The organism is Streptomyces clavuligerus, assembly GCF_005519465.1.
Classification (GTDB): domain Bacteria; phylum Actinomycetota; class Actinomycetes; order Streptomycetales; family Streptomycetaceae; genus Streptomyces; species Streptomyces clavuligerus.
In genome coordinates, this window is sequence record NZ_CP027858.1 from 4,522,876 (window position 1) to 4,535,637 (window position 12,762).

The following is a 12,762-nucleotide window of genomic DNA, read 5'->3' on the forward strand; positions in this document are numbered from 1 at the left end:
GAGCGGCCCCTAGGGTGCGGGGCGTGGGAGTCTCCTGAGCCTGCGGGCAGTACCGCCGAGCCGCCCGGTGCGGACCACCGGGCGATGTCCGTGTGCCCGCCATCCGCTGGAGCCCCCTCATGACGCTTCCCCCTGTCCCCTCTGTCCCCTCCGCCGCTTCCGCCCCGGCGCTGGACCGCCGGATCGACCGGCTGCGGGAGCTGGCCGCCGCCGAACCCCGGCTGGACGGCGTCCTGCTGTACGGCTCCTGGACCCTCGGCGAGGCCGACGCGCACTCCGACATCGAGGCGTATCTGTATGTACGGGACGAGGGCCCGTGCGCCGGGTCCCCGGACGACGGGTCCCCGGGTGACGGGGTTCTGGGCGACGGGTCCCCGCGCGCTGGGTCCCCGCGCGCCGGGGACGGCACCGGCGGGACGGCGGACGACGCCGGGCCCGCGGCCTTCGACGGCCCCGCCTTCCTCGGCCGCCTCGCCCCGCTGAAACTCGCGTACACCAATATGTACGGCGTTCTCTCCGTGGTCTTCGACGACCTGATGCGCGGCGAGTTCCACATCGAACCCGCCGGGCGGGGCATCGCCGGGATCGCCGGCTGGCGGGGCCTGATCCACTTCCCCGAGCCCGAACGCGCCGTCCTCCTGGACCGCACCGGCAGCCTCACCCGCGCGGCCCGGGCCCTCGCCGACTGCCCGCCGCCCGACCCGGCGCCCACCGCCCGGCAGCTCGTCGACGAACTCACCAACTGGACGCTGATGTTCGCCCACGTCCGCGCCCGCGGCGAGACCGCCCGCGCGCACGCCCTGCTGCACACGGTCGTCGCCCCCGAACAGCTCCGGCTGCTGAGGCTGCTGCGCGGCAGCACCGCCCACTGGCTCACCCCGAGCCGCGCCCTGGAGACCGACCTGCCCCCCGCCGACATCGCCCGCCACACCGCCACCACATCCCCCGCCCACCCGGCCGGCATCCGCACGGCGGGCCTCGCCTCCTGGCACTGGACCCGCGAACTGGCCTCCGCCGCCGCCACCCGCTGGGGCATCACCCTGCCCGTCGCCCTTCACGACGAGATCGCCGAACTCCTCGCCGCGGACTGAGATTTCGTCCCCCGGGGCCGGGGCCCGGCCGGGTCCGGGGCGGAGGGGCCGACGGTGAGGGCCGAGATCCCGGCGCCCGTGTCCACCAGCAGCTCCACGGGCCCGGTGGTCCCGGGCGGGGTCTCCCGGTGGGTGAGCCAGGCGTGGACCGCGGACGCCGCCAGCGGGGCGTCGGCCCACGGGGCGGCGCCGGTCCAGGTCGCGGTGTACTCCGTGCCGTCCCGCCGCCGGACGGCGCGGACGCCCTCCTGGAGGGGGACGGCCACCGTCGCGCAGCCGGGGTGGCGGGCGAAGAGTTCCTTCGCCGGGGTGCTCCGGGCCAGGAGGACATCGGCGTCGTTCCGCGGCCGTCCGTCCGGCTCCCCCTCGTCGGCCACCATATGCGGGTCCCGCAGCCAGGTGTCGTCCGCGGGGGAGCCCGCCGGGCCCTCCTGGCGCAGCACCGGGTAGCCCCGTACGGAGATCCGGACGTCCCCGGGGGACTGCGGGTCGGCGGCGATCTCCGTGTCGACGATCAGCGGTTCGGTCAGCGGGGAGCGGTGGACTGCGGTGGCGGGCGGGGCGGGGCGGGGCGGGGCGGGGCGGGCAGCGGGACCGGGCGGGGCACGGCCGGACAGGCGGGCTCGGCCAGCCCGAGTCTGCTGTAGCACAGCCGCCGGAAGCGGGCGAGCGCCTCACCCGGGCAGGAGGTGACGAGATCCGTGCCGCCGGGGGCGCGGTGCTCCCGCAGGGCCCGTTCGAGCTGGGGCAGCAGCGGCCGGTGCGGTACCAGCCGGGGGAGGGCGGCGCCGAGCCCGGCCATCGGCGAGTCCGCCGCGACCCGGGGGAGTCGAACGAGGCGAGGAGCCCCGGCAGCCCCAGCGCGACGGCGTACAGGGGCAGCGAACCGTGGTCCCCGACAAAGGCGTCGGCGGCGACGAGGGCCGCCTTCCAGGTGTCCCCGGCGGGGTGCGGCAGCACCAGCCCACCGCGGGTGCACGGCTCCAGCCAGGATCTGAGCTGGTGACCGCCGTGGTGGTACCAGGCGTTGGGATGGACGGCGGCGGCACAGCGGTACGCGTCGCGCGGCAGCTCGGCGACCATCCGCCGCACGGTGTCGGGCGCGCCGCCGAGGAGTGAGCCCTCGCCCCGGGTGGTGGTGAGGAGGACCAGCTTCTGCCCGGGCAGCACCCCGAGCGCCGCGCGGTAGGCGTCCCGGAACGCCCGGGGAGCGCGCCGCTTCTGGATCATGGATGCTTCCGGGGCATGACGGCACGCCGCCGCGGGGGCGGCGAGGGCCGTGCCGCGGGCGGTCGGGCGCCGCCCGGCACGGGGTTTCCCCCTTTGACTCTCACTGAGAGGTAAACGGCATTAAAATAGGCATATGGCTGAAATGGGGCCTAGTGCGGAGCTGGGGATGCTGCTGGTCGGGATCAACCGTCTGGCCCGCAGAATTCTGCGCGGCGGGCTGACCGGGCCGCCGCTGCGCGGGGCCCAGGTCGAACTGCTGCGACTGGTGCGGGCCAGCCCCGGCACACGGGTCTCCGCCGCCGCCCGGGAGCTGCGTCTCGCGGGCAACTCGGTCTCCACCCTCGTCCACCAGCTCACCGCCCTCGGGCTGCTGGAACGGGCCGCCGATCCACGCGACGGACGGGCGGTCCTGCTCAGCGTGACCCCCGAGGCGAACCGCAGGCTCACGGTCTGGGAGGACCGCAGGGCGGCGCTCTTCGCCCGGCAGTTCGCCCGGCTCGGCCCGGCCGACCGGACGGCGCTCGCCGCGGCGCTGCCCGCCCTGCGCGCCCTGGCGGCGCACCTCCACGAGGAGGCCGCCGCAGCGGACTCCTCCGCGCGGACCACAGGAGAGGAGGCACCGGCCCGATGACCCGCCGTACCGACCACGGCACCGGAGCGACCGGCACCGCGGACCCCACCGGCACCGCCGCCGCGATCGAGTGCACCGATCTCGCGTACCGCTTCGGCGAGACCCGCGCCGTCGACGGCGTCGACTTCACCGTCGAACCGGGCGAGGTCTTCGGCCTCCTCGGCCCCAACGGCGCGGGCAAGACGACCGCGATCCGGGCCATCACCACCCTGCTCCCGGTGCCCGCCGGAATGATCCGGGTCTTCGGCCACGACGTCGCCCGGGAGCGGATGCCGGTGCGCAGGCTGCTCGGCTACGTCCCCCAGCAGCTCTCCGCCGACGGCTCGCTCACCGGCCGTGAGAACGTCGGTCTCTTCGCCAAGGTGTACGACGTACCGCGCCGCGAACGCCGCCCCCGGGTGGACGAGGCCCTGGCCGCCGTGGGTCTCACGGACGCGGCCGACCGCCTGGTCAGCACCTACTCCGGCGGTATGGTCCGCCGTCTCGAACTCGCCCAGGCCCTGGTCAGCGCCCCTCGGCTGCTCATCCTGGACGAGCCGACCATCGGGCTCGACCCCATCGCCCGGACGAGCGTCTGGGCCCGGCTGACCGACGTACGGCGGGCCACCGGCATGACCGTGCTGGTGACCACGCACTACATGGACGAGGCGGACCAGTACTGCGACCGCGTGGCCCTGATGCACCTGGGCCGCATCCGGGCGCTCGGCACACCGGCACAGCTCAAGGAGGAGCTGAGGGAGCTGCGGCGGCACACCGGCGCGGCGGCGTCCGGGACGGCCACGCTGGAGGACGTCTTCCGCCACCACGCGGGCAGCGGCCTCGACGACGATCACGCGGGAGGTGGATTCCGCGATGTGCGCAGCACCCGCCGAACGGCATCCCGGCTCGGCTGAGACGGTCGCCCCGGGCGGCGGCGGCCCCGCCCCGGGAGCCCCGGACCGTATACGGCCGGCCCCCGGGTCACCACCGGCCCCGGACGCACCACCGGCCACTGACGCCCCGGTGTCCGACGCCGCCACGGCACCGGCCCCCGGGCCGGCACCGGCCTCCGCCGACGGCGCCTCCGCGCCCGCCGCCCCGGAGCCCGCACCCGCCCCCGGTCTGCTGCTCTCGGCCCCCCGGGCCCGCCCCGGCTGGGCCGCGCTGCCCTCGCGGATCGCCGCCCTGTGCACCGTGGAGTTGCAGAAGCTGCGCCACGACCGCACCGAGATCTACACCCGGGCGGTGCAGCCCGCGCTCTGGCTGCTGATCTTCGGCGAGACCTTCACCCGTATCCGGGCCATCCCCACCGGCCCGGTGCCGTATCTCGACTATCTCGCGCCCGGGATCATCGCCCAGTCCGCGATGTTCATCGCCATCTTCTACGGCATCCAGATCATCTGGGAGCGGGACGCGGGCGTCCTCAGCAAACTGCTGGTGACACCCACCCCGCGAGCCGCCCTCGTCACCGGCAAGGCGTTCGCGTCCGGGGTGAAGGCGGTGATCCAGGCGGCGGTGGTCGTCCTCATCGCCGCCGTGCTGGGCGTGGCGCTCACCTGGAACCCCCTGAAGCTGGCGGGCGTCGTGGTGGCCGTCGTCCTCGGGTCGGCGTTCTTCTCCTGTCTCTCCATGAGCATCGCGGGCATCGTCCTCACCCGGGACCGGCTGATGGGCATCGGCCAGGCGATCACCATGCCGCTCTTCTTCGCCTCGAACGCCCTCTACCCGCTGGCCCTGATGCCGGGCTGGCTCCAGGCCGTCGCGAAGGTCAACCCGCTGAGCTACGAGGTCGACGCCCTGCGGGGGCTGCTCATCGGCACCCCGGCCCATCTCCCGCTGGACTTCGCCGTGCTCTGCTTCGCCGCGGCCGTGGGCATCGCCTGCGCCTCCGCCCTGATGGGCCGCCTGGCCCGCTGACGGCGTACGCCCACCCGCCCGTCGGCGGACGGACCCCCGGTCGGGGCGTCCGTCAGTAGGTCAGTGTCTCGGCGAGCGTCCGGTAGTCGTGCAGCTCCTCCGGGGCGAACCACAGCTCCACCTCGTACGCGGCCTCCCGCCGATTCGCGGAGGCGTGCACGACGTTGGCCATGCCCTTGCCGGTGGCGCTGCTCGCCGCGCTGCTGAAATGGGAGAAGTCACCGCGTATCGTTCCCGGAGCGGCCTCATTGGGGCATGAAGCGCCGATGAGTTTCCGGACGGTGGCCACCGCGTCGTACCCCTCAAGGACAAAGGCGATGATCGGACTCTGTTTCATGAATGCGGCGGACCGGTTGTAGACGGCCGGACCGAGACGGTCCTCCAGGTCGAAGTAGTGCCTCCGGATGAAGGCGTCGTCCATGGTCCGCATCTTCACCCCCACGACCTTGAGGGCGGCCTCCTCGAAGCGGGTCAGCACCCGGCCCGCCAGGCCGCGCAGCAGGGCGTCCGGCTTGATGAGCACCAGGGTGCGCTCCGCCGCCGCGGGGGTGGTTTCGTCGGGTCGGGAAGTGGTCACGAGAGCTCCTGATATGGCTGAGATCTTGGCCTGAATGTCCCGGACACACATCCCAAATGGTCCAGTAAGTTAATCAGGTTCATGACGAAATCCTGCCCTTCGGCAGGGTGATCTGGCGGGGGGACGAGATGGAAGCCGGTGGAGCCACCGCTGCTCTGAGACAGGACGACGCATCGGAACAGGGAGGGTGCGTGGAGGACGAAGAGGGGGACGGAGCCGAGGGCCTGAGGGTTCTGTGGCTCGCGCACGACGAGGTGTCCTTCCACGGACTTCCCATTCTGCTGGCCCGGCTGACCCTGGTACGGCTCTACCGGCTCTGCCGGACCGTGGAGGCGTTCCACGGGCTGCTCCAGGAGGAACGTTTCGACATCTGTGTGGTGCCCTCGCAGTCGTACTCGGCGCCCGTGGCCACCTGGGTGGGGCAGACCGGGGCCCGGCTGGTCCTCACCAGCCCGCACGCCCGGCGGCCGTCCTTCGGTGACACGGCCGACGGGGCGAGGGGAGCGGACGCCTGGCTCCAGGAGCAGCGCATCGACTGCCATGTGATCCAGCGGGTCCTCCAGCAACTCGTCGACGCGAACGCGGGCCCGGACGGGGCGGAGCGCTCGCCCCACTCCTCCGGAACGCTGCTGGAACGGGGCCTGAACCGGGTGACCCAGCGGGAGCGCGCGGTGCTGTCGCTGCTGGCACAGGGGTTGAGCAATCAGCAGATCGCGCGCGCCCTCGGCATCTCCATCCACGGGGTCAAGCGGCATGTCTCCAATCTGCTGATCAAGCTCGACAGCTCCAACCGCACCGAGGTGGCCCTGAAGGTCACCCAGCTCGGTCTGCTGCCCACCTACCGGAACTGACCCCCGGGTCAGGGCCGTTCCGGTGTCTGCTGCTTCCCGGCCGCCGCCGCGCGGAGGATGACCGTGTAGTCCTCCTCTTCGTACCCCGAGTCCTGGGCCCCGGTGATCCAGGAACGCGTGGCGGCGCCGATCCGCAGCTCCACACCGCCCTCCTCGGCCGCCTCGTGGATGAGCCGGGCGTCCTTGGCCGCGAGCCGCAGCGAGAACCGGGTGGGGTACTCGTCCGCCTCCATCGAGGCGCGGCGGCGCTCCGCCTGGGCGGCCAGCGGGGTGGCCGCGAGCACCTCGAAGGCCGTGTCCCGGTCCAGGCCCAGGCCCTCCGCGAGGGCCACGGACTCCCCGAGCAGGGCCACGATCCCGAAGAGCGCCGAGTTCGCGACGAGTTTCGCGGCGGACGCCGCCCCCACCGGGCCGACGTGCGAGATCTCCCCGATGTCCCGCAGCAGGGGCGTCCACTGGCGCACCAGCTCCTCGGAGCCCCCGACGTACACCGTCCCCCTGCCCGCCGCGAGCTTTCCGGGGCCCGCCATGACGGGGGCGTCCAGCACCGGGGAGCCCTCGGGCAGCGCGCCCGCGAGCCAGTGCAGGGTGGCCGGTGCCACGGTGGACATCTGGATCAGTGTGACGGGCGATGCGGCGGCCCCCGCCGCGACACCGTCCGGCCCCGACACCACGTCCCGCACGGCGTTCTCGTCGGAGACCACCAGGATCACGGCCTCGGCCCGGCGGGCCGCCTCGGCGGGGGTGGCGACCGGGACGACGGGCCCGGCGGACAGCCGCTCGCAGGCCGTGCGGTCCCGGTTCCACACCAGGACCTCATGCCCGGCGAGCAGCAGCCGGGTCACCACGGACCGGCCCATGGCGCCGAGACCCAGCACCGCGACGCGGGTCATACGGGTGCCCCTTCCGAGCTGAGCACCTTGTTCGAGTAACGGCGGTCCTCCGTCACCTCACGCCCGAACCAGGCGGGCGGGGTGAAGGCCCCGGCGGCCCCGGTATCGGCGAACTCCACCTCCACGGTGGCCAGCCCTTCGAGGTGGCCCTCAAAGACATCGACATGGGCGAGACGGTTCTCCGGCAGCTCCACCTCACGGCGGGTCTTGGCGATGCGGCTTCCTTCTGTCGCAGGCCAGAGCGCATTGAATTGCGAAGCGTCGATCAAGATCTCGAACTCCGACCGCTGGAGTCCGTTGCCCTTTTTCACGGTGAGCGTGTACTCGTCGCCTATCTGGCGGACGCGTACCTCCTCGTCGGTGCTGCGCGCCAGGTATCCCTGGCGCACCGTCACCGCCGGAATCCGCAGAACTGCACCGAGGTCTCCCACGACGAATTTTCGCTCGATCTCGGTAGCCACGAAGTGCGCCCCCTGTGTCGTCAGTCCGTTCGAACCGCGGCCGGCCGAACCGTTCCACTGCGGTGCGCGCACCCGGTCCTGAGGGTGCGCACGGCCGGCCATCGGCGGTTTTTTCCTGGTCAACCCTCCCGTGGCGGGGCGGATCGAAACAGGTGCACATGAGTGCGCCCCGATGGAGGTGACCGATCGGCTACCTCTCATCGGGCGCCACTTTGGAGTACTTGATCTGCTTGTGAGGGCTGCCTTACACAGGAATGAGGCAACGCGGCGGGAGCTCTTGATAAGCGCCCCGCAGAAGTGCCGATCCGACTCGGAAATCAAAGAAAAGGGGGGACTCATGACTGCTCTCGCAACGTCGAGTGACAGTTTGACTGGTCTGGGTCCAAGCGATCTGATAACGTTGCTCAACGGTCTTCCGCATGAAGTGGACGAACGTCAGAGTGAATACAATCTGAATCTGGTGAGAAGGCTTGGCGAAGCGCCTTGCATTTCTGGCCTGATCGGCGGGATTCTTCAGGACGACGTCCTTATGGATGAAATCGCCGGCCGTTCCTACCGTCATGTCAATCACTTTGACAAAATCGTTCTGGTGGACACGGGCGCCCAGCTCGGCTACCGGCTGACACTGCACGCGTGGTGCCCGCCGTACACCGAGAAGGAGCTCAAGGACGAGCTGATCCACGATCACCGGTTCAGCTTCTGGTCCACCATCCTCACCGGACGACTGGTCTCGCAGAACTTCGCGCGGGGGGAGAACGCGGACGCGTCCTCCACGCTTCCGCGGGTCGACTTCCAGCAGTACCGGTATGTCCCGGAAAAGCAGGGCACTTCCACCACCTCGAACTTCTACGAGTTCATCGGGGAGACCGAGCTGGAGGTGACGGGCGAGACCGTGGAGGAACAGGGCAACGCCTACCACCTCAAGTACCACCGCATCCACCGCGTCGTACTCCCGCGGGAGTCGATGACCTGCACCCTGGTGCTGCGGGGGCCGCGGGAGCGCAACTTCTCCAATGTGTACAACACGGCCTACCCCAACACCGACACCTCCAACGGCAATGTGATGTTCAGCCGGGAGGAACTGGCCGGGAAATTCGCGGGCATCCTCGCGAACGTCAACGGTGCCTGAGAACGGACCGATCCGTCGGCCGTCGGTCCGGGTGCACGACACCGAGATCCTGAGCGAAGGCTGGTTCGCCCTGCGCCAGTACCGTCTCGACGTCACCCGGACCGACGGCGCGACCCAGCGGCTGTCGCGGATCGACCTCCGCCGCGGCGACCGGGCGGCCGTCCTCCTCCATGCGCCGGCCGCCGGTACGGTGGTCCTCACCAGCCAGTTCCGCCTACCGGTCTTTCTCCACGGAGATCCGCACGGCCGACTGACCGAGGCCCCCGGCGGACTCCTCGACGAGTCCGGGGCGGAGGAAGCGGTCCGGCGGGAGGCCGAGGAGGAGACCGGATTCACGGTCACCGGATTGCGCAGGGCGTTCACGACCTATCTCTGCCCCCAGCTCAGCAGCGAGCGGACCCACCTCTTCACCGGTGAGTACGACCCCGCGATCCGCCCGGGCCCCGGGGGCGGCGAAGTGGACGAGGGCGAGGACATCCACGTTCTCGAACTCCCGCTGGAACAGGCCCTGGAACGGGTCCTGAACGAAGAGGCCGCCGACGCCAAGACCCTGCTTCTGCTGCTGCACGCCCGGAATCAGGGACTCTGCGCCCGCTGAACCACCCGACGGAAACCGGCCGGAAGACCTCCGGCCATCCCGAAGAGCGCCGCCCCGAAGAATCCCACTGCCCAGAACATCACCACGAAGAACACCACCGCGAAAGGCACCGTCAATGGAGCAGCACCCCCAGCACGCGTCAGCCGCTGACCGTGCCACGACCCTCGCCATGAGCGACGCGGAACTGCTCGCCGTCCGCGACGCGGGCACGCCGGACATCGAAGGGCGCTCCAAGCGCATCTGGCTGCTTTCCGGCGGACTGTGTGTGGTGGAGATGATTCCCAGCCTGCGCAGTTTCACCTACAGCCGGGATGAACTCGTCGAGGAGACCGGCCCGTTGCGGCTGGAATTCTACGATCGTGCCGCCGCCCGGCTCGCCAAGGGAGGCGTCCGGACCGGATTCGTCCGCCGACTGGCCCCGACGGTCTATCTCTCCGAGTTCCACGAGGCGCCGCCGTTCGAGGTCGTCGTGAAGAACCGGGCCGTCGGCTCGACCCTGGTGAAATACCCTGGACTCTTTCCGGCCAACTCCGAACTTCCCAAGCCCGTGGTGAAGTTCGACTACCGGATCGACCCCGAGGACCAGCCCATCGGCGAGGACTATCTGCGCGCCCTGGATCTCCCGGTCGAGGAGTTCCGGCGGATCGCCCTCGCCGTGAACGACACCCTGATCTCCTGGCTCGCCCCGCTGGAGGTCTGGGACTTCTGCATCATCCTCGGACTCGACCCGCAGGGCGAGCCCGTGCTGATCTCCGAGGTGTCGCCCGACTGCATGCGGCTGCGCCACCCGGACGGCTCCTCCCTCGACAAGGACCTCTTCCGGCACGGCGCCTCCTCGGAGGAGCTGGTCACCGCGTGGCAGAGGCTGCTCGATGAGATCGGCTGACCCCGCCGGTACCCCGGTCGCCCTCGTCAGCGGGGCGAACCGGGGGACCGGGCTGGCCATCGCCCGGGAGCTGCACGACCGCGGCTACCGGGTGGCCGCCCTCAACCGCACCCTGCGCCACGAGGAGTGGCTGGACGAGTTCCCGTGCGACCTCGCCGACCCGGACGCCGTGGACGGCGCGGTCGGCGCGGTGCTCGCCCGCTTCGGACGGATCGACGTCTGTGTCACCAACGCCGTGGACCGCGTCTTCGCGCCCGTCGCCGAGATGGACCCCGCGGACTGGGACCGCTCCCTGGCGGTCAACCTCACCTCCGTCTTCCGTATCGTGCGGGCCTCACTCCCGGCGGTCCGCGCCGCGGGCGGCCTGTATGTGATCCTCGGCAGCCACGCCGGCACCCGCTTCTTCGAGGGCGGGGCCTCCTACAGCGCCACCAAGGCGGCCCTCAAGGCGCTGGTGGAGACGGTGCTGCTGGAGGAACGGGTGCACGGGGTGCGCGCCACCCTGGTCAGCCCCGGCGCCATCGCCAACGAGGACGGGGACGACACCCCGTACAAGATGGCCACCGGGTCCGTCGCCCGCTGTGTCGGCGCCCTCGTCCAGGACCAGCCGTCCGACCTGGTCATCGGCGATATCGAGCTCCGTCCCGCCCAGTTGCCCGACCCCGAGATCTCCGGTATCGCCCGCCTCCAGCACGTGTGAGACGGCGATGGCGAACCACGCGCCCGGGAACCTGGGAACGGGAGGAAGGACACCCCATGACACAGAGTCCGGCCTCTGAGACCGCCCTCTATCTGAGACGACCCGCCACACCGGGGAAGCCCTCGCGGGCGACCCGGGCCACCTCCGCCAGGACCCGTTCCGCCGTGGGCCCGGGGCCACGGACGGGCCGGCCCCGGCTGCCCGCCCTGCGCAAGGTCGTGGAGTCCTTCCCGGCCGACGGGGTGTCCCTGGTCGTCACGGGCGACGTCGCCCCCGGGACCGTCGCCTACCTCCGGGTGCTCGCCGACGCCCTCGACGTCAGCGCAGTGATCACCCCGCCGGGGCCCGGCGGCGCGGAGTGCGCGGCGCACCTCGGCGGCGCCCTGGTACTGACGCCCGATCACCCCCAGGACCTGGTACGCACCGTCGCCGAGTACACGGGACGGCTCACCCGCCGCACCTCGGTGCCCGTCGTGGTCCAGGGACCGGGCTGCCTCCTCTCCGACGAGGGCTCCGGACTCCTCGCCGAGCAGGGGGCACGCGGCGCCGTGTGGAGCGCGCAGTGCGGTGTGCCCCGGCGGACCACGGAGCCGTCCCGGCTGCGGCTGCCGGTCTTCACCACCGCGGGCAGCGCGCTCGACCCGCTGATCGACGCCCCCGCCGGGCACGCCATCGCCCAGACCCTGGAGCACCGGCTCCGCCACGACCTGGCCCGCTCCCTCTCCGAGTGCACGGTGGCGGTCCTCGGTTTCGGGGGGCGGCACGCGGCCGTCGCCGCCGCCCTGCGCGCACTCGGCGCCGAGGTGAGCGTGTGCGACCGGGACTCCCTCGCCGCGTGCGCCGCCGTCCTCGCGGGCTACCGGGTCACCGACCGCGCCGAACTGCTCGGCGGCGCTGACGTGGTGGTCGACCTCCAGGGCGACCTGCCCCCGGACCGGGACGCCCTGCGGCTGCTCAAGGCGGGCGCGGTGGTGGTCACGGAGGGCTTCCACCCGCCGGACCAGCACCCGGACGGCACCTTCGGGGCGCTCACCCGGGTGGAACGGAACGAGGGCCTGGCCGTCTGCCGGTTCCAGGACAAGCCGCTGTACCTGCTCACCGGATGCGCCCCGAGCCATGTCGACGAACGGATCGTCGGCAGGCTGCACGACCTCCTCTGCTGCGAGCTGTATCTGTGCGTCCGGGAGCTGGCCCGCGGCCCGCGCCCGCCGGGGGTCCGCGGACTCTCCCGGGAACAGTGCGAGGAGATCGCCTGGATCTGGTGCGAGACCTATGGGCGGTCGCCGTGGTCATGACCCGTCCCACCCCCCGGCCCGGCGTCGACTGGGACGCCGCGCGCCGCCGTCTCCTCGTCGGCTACGGGGCTGCCGGTGACCACCCCCGGCAGGAGGAGGTCTCCGTGCCGGCCCGGGTCGTGCTCGACGGGCAGGGCGGCGCCGTCGACGTGGACATCATGGCGCTGCCCGACCGGGTGGCGGACGCCCTGGCCCGGTACGCCGTCTCGGTCCGGAGGTCGCCGCAGGACGGCATCGCCCTCGACACCGACGCCGGGTGGCTGTGGCTCCACCTCGCCGACGGTGTGCCCGCGGAGCAGCTCCGCGGGACGGCACACGTCCGTATCACCCTCGACGGCAGCAGAATTGCCGAGGTCGAGCTGACCCTGAGCCCCACCGCCGAGGCGGAACCGGCTCCGCCTCCCACCACCGGGACCGGACCGATTCCGCGCCCCGCCACCGGGGCCGGGCCCCTCTCGCGTCCCCCCGGGGCCGGACCGGCCCCGGACCCCACCACCGCACCGATGCCCGGAGACCGTCGTTGA

General features: G+C 72.0%; 17 protein-coding genes. 12 read left to right on the forward strand and 5 right to left on the reverse strand.

The features are described 5' to 3' along the window. Window positions 1–119: 119 nt before the first annotated feature. Window positions 120–1,091, forward strand: a complete 972-nt coding sequence (locus CRV15_RS19020) for a hypothetical protein (RefSeq protein ID WP_003960535.1) — start codon at window positions 120–122, stop codon at window positions 1,089–1,091. Here CRV15_RS19020 and CRV15_RS19025 read toward each other — a convergent pair. Both CRV15_RS19025 and CRV15_RS19030 read right to left on the reverse strand, forming a co-directional pair. After that, window positions 1,055–1,534: a hypothetical protein gene (locus tag CRV15_RS19025; RefSeq protein WP_003960534.1), complete on the reverse strand. Its 480-nt coding sequence runs from the start codon at window positions 1,532–1,534 to the stop codon at window positions 1,055–1,057. The two genes, CRV15_RS19020 and CRV15_RS19025, sit on opposite strands and share 37 nt — an antisense overlap. 83 nt (window positions 1,535–1,617) lie before the next feature. Beyond that, the gene (locus CRV15_RS19030; protein ID WP_003955731.1) at window positions 1,618–1,893 is read right to left on the reverse strand and encodes a hypothetical protein; all 276 of its coding nucleotides are present in this window, start codon (window positions 1,891–1,893) and stop codon (window positions 1,618–1,620) included. A gap of 86 nt (window positions 1,894–1,979) precedes the next feature. Between CRV15_RS19030 and CRV15_RS19035 the strand changes: the two genes are divergently transcribed. The 4 genes from CRV15_RS19035 to CRV15_RS19050 all read left to right on the forward strand — a co-directional run bounded on the left by CRV15_RS19035 (window position 1,980) and on the right by CRV15_RS19050 (window position 4,848). Next, window positions 1,980–2,210, forward strand: a complete 231-nt coding sequence (locus CRV15_RS19035; protein WP_003955732.1) for a hypothetical protein — start codon at window positions 1,980–1,982, stop codon at window positions 2,208–2,210. A gap of 244 nt (window positions 2,211–2,454) precedes the next feature. Further along, window positions 2,455–2,952, forward strand: a complete 498-nt coding sequence (locus CRV15_RS19040) for a MarR family winged helix-turn-helix transcriptional regulator (protein WP_003955733.1) — start codon at window positions 2,455–2,457, stop codon at window positions 2,950–2,952. Next, window positions 2,949–3,845: an ABC transporter ATP-binding protein gene (locus CRV15_RS19045; RefSeq protein ID WP_003955734.1), complete on the forward strand. Its 897-nt coding sequence runs from the start codon at window positions 2,949–2,951 to the stop codon at window positions 3,843–3,845. Before CRV15_RS19040 ends, CRV15_RS19045 begins: the two co-directional genes overlap by 4 nt. A gap of 109 nt (window positions 3,846–3,954) precedes the next feature. Then, entirely contained in the window at window positions 3,955–4,848 is an 894-nt protein-coding gene (locus tag CRV15_RS19050; RefSeq protein WP_003960531.1) for an ABC transporter permease, read from the forward strand. Window positions 4,849–4,900: 52 nt separating this feature from the next. Here the strand turns inward: CRV15_RS19050 and CRV15_RS19055 are convergent, their stop codons facing one another. Further along, window positions 4,901–5,425 (reverse strand): nucleoside-diphosphate kinase, encoded by a 525-nt coding sequence (locus tag CRV15_RS19055; RefSeq protein WP_003955736.1) that lies wholly within the window; start codon window positions 5,423–5,425, stop codon window positions 4,901–4,903. 191 nt (window positions 5,426–5,616) lie between these two features. On the opposite strand from CRV15_RS19055, the gene CRV15_RS19060 reads away from it, so the two are divergent. Beyond that, window positions 5,617–6,276 (forward strand): response regulator transcription factor, encoded by a 660-nt coding sequence (locus CRV15_RS19060; protein WP_009996242.1) that lies wholly within the window; start codon window positions 5,617–5,619, stop codon window positions 6,274–6,276. 8 nt (window positions 6,277–6,284) lie between these two features. Here the strand turns inward: CRV15_RS19060 and CRV15_RS19065 are convergent, their stop codons facing one another. Both CRV15_RS19065 and CRV15_RS19070 read right to left on the reverse strand, forming a co-directional pair. After that, window positions 6,285–7,169 carry an NAD(P)-dependent oxidoreductase gene (locus CRV15_RS19065; RefSeq protein ID WP_003955738.1) on the reverse strand — a complete coding sequence of 295 codons (885 nt, stop codon included), beginning with the start codon at window positions 7,167–7,169 and terminating at the stop codon, window positions 6,285–6,287. Then, the gene (locus tag CRV15_RS19070) at window positions 7,166–7,630 is read right to left on the reverse strand and encodes a CYTH domain-containing protein (RefSeq protein ID WP_003955739.1); all 465 of its coding nucleotides are present in this window, start codon (window positions 7,628–7,630) and stop codon (window positions 7,166–7,168) included. Before CRV15_RS19070 ends, CRV15_RS19065 begins: the two co-directional genes overlap by 4 nt. 589 nt (window positions 7,631–8,219) lie before the next feature. On the opposite strand from CRV15_RS19070, the gene CRV15_RS19075 reads away from it, so the two are divergent. The 6 genes from CRV15_RS19075 to CRV15_RS19100 all read left to right on the forward strand — a co-directional run bounded on the left by CRV15_RS19075 (window position 8,220) and on the right by CRV15_RS19100 (window position 12,762). Next, window positions 8,220–8,759: a hypothetical protein gene (locus CRV15_RS19075; protein ID WP_129555061.1), complete on the forward strand. Its 540-nt coding sequence runs from the start codon at window positions 8,220–8,222 to the stop codon at window positions 8,757–8,759. Then, window positions 8,752–9,357 carry an NUDIX domain-containing protein gene (locus CRV15_RS19080; RefSeq protein ID WP_003955741.1) on the forward strand — a complete coding sequence of 202 codons (606 nt, stop codon included), beginning with the start codon at window positions 8,752–8,754 and terminating at the stop codon, window positions 9,355–9,357. The genes CRV15_RS19075 and CRV15_RS19080 overlap by 8 nt, the downstream gene beginning before the upstream one ends. Window positions 9,358–9,526: 169 nt before the next feature. After that, the gene (locus tag CRV15_RS19085; protein WP_003955743.1) at window positions 9,527–10,243 is read left to right on the forward strand and encodes a phosphoribosylaminoimidazolesuccinocarboxamide synthase; all 717 of its coding nucleotides are present in this window, start codon (window positions 9,527–9,529) and stop codon (window positions 10,241–10,243) included. Further along, a complete protein-coding gene (locus CRV15_RS19090) occupies window positions 10,230–10,943 on the forward strand; it encodes an SDR family oxidoreductase (protein WP_003955744.1) in 714 nt (237 codons plus the stop codon). The genes CRV15_RS19085 and CRV15_RS19090 overlap by 14 nt, the downstream gene beginning before the upstream one ends. A 56-nt stretch (window positions 10,944–10,999) precedes the next feature. Next, window positions 11,000–12,238, forward strand: a complete 1,239-nt coding sequence (locus CRV15_RS19095) for a hypothetical protein (RefSeq protein ID WP_003955745.1) — start codon at window positions 11,000–11,002, stop codon at window positions 12,236–12,238. Next, on the forward strand, window positions 12,235–12,762 hold the full coding sequence (locus tag CRV15_RS19100) for a hypothetical protein (RefSeq protein ID WP_003960526.1): 528 nt from the start codon (window positions 12,235–12,237) through the stop codon (window positions 12,760–12,762). Before CRV15_RS19095 ends, CRV15_RS19100 begins: the two co-directional genes overlap by 4 nt.

Bases quoted from the DNA above. Each gene is read 5' to 3' on its own strand.
- CRV15_RS19030 (WP_003955731.1), bottom strand. From the start codon at position 1,893: ATGGCCGGGCTCGGCGCCGCCCTCCCCCGGCTGGTACCGCACCGGCCG.
- CRV15_RS19085 (WP_003955743.1), top strand. From the start codon at position 9,527: ATGAGCGACGCGGAACTGCTCGCCGTCCGCGACGCGGGCACGCCGGAC.
- CRV15_RS19020 (WP_003960535.1), top strand. From the start codon at position 120: ATGACGCTTCCCCCTGTCCCCTCTGTCCCCTCCGCCGCTTCCGCCCCG.
- CRV15_RS19095 (WP_003955745.1), top strand. From the start codon at position 11,000: ATGACACAGAGTCCGGCCTCTGAGACCGCCCTCTATCTGAGACGACCC.
- CRV15_RS19090 (WP_003955744.1), top strand. From the start codon at position 10,230: ATGAGATCGGCTGACCCCGCCGGTACCCCGGTCGCCCTCGTCAGCGGG.
- CRV15_RS19045 (WP_003955734.1), top strand. From the start codon at position 2,949: ATGACCCGCCGTACCGACCACGGCACCGGAGCGACCGGCACCGCGGAC.
- CRV15_RS19065 (WP_003955738.1), bottom strand. From the start codon at position 7,169: ATGACCCGCGTCGCGGTGCTGGGTCTCGGCGCCATGGGCCGGTCCGTG.
- CRV15_RS19040 (WP_003955733.1), top strand. From the start codon at position 2,455: ATGGCTGAAATGGGGCCTAGTGCGGAGCTGGGGATGCTGCTGGTCGGG.
- CRV15_RS19100 (WP_003960526.1), top strand. From the start codon at position 12,235: ATGACCCGTCCCACCCCCCGGCCCGGCGTCGACTGGGACGCCGCGCGC.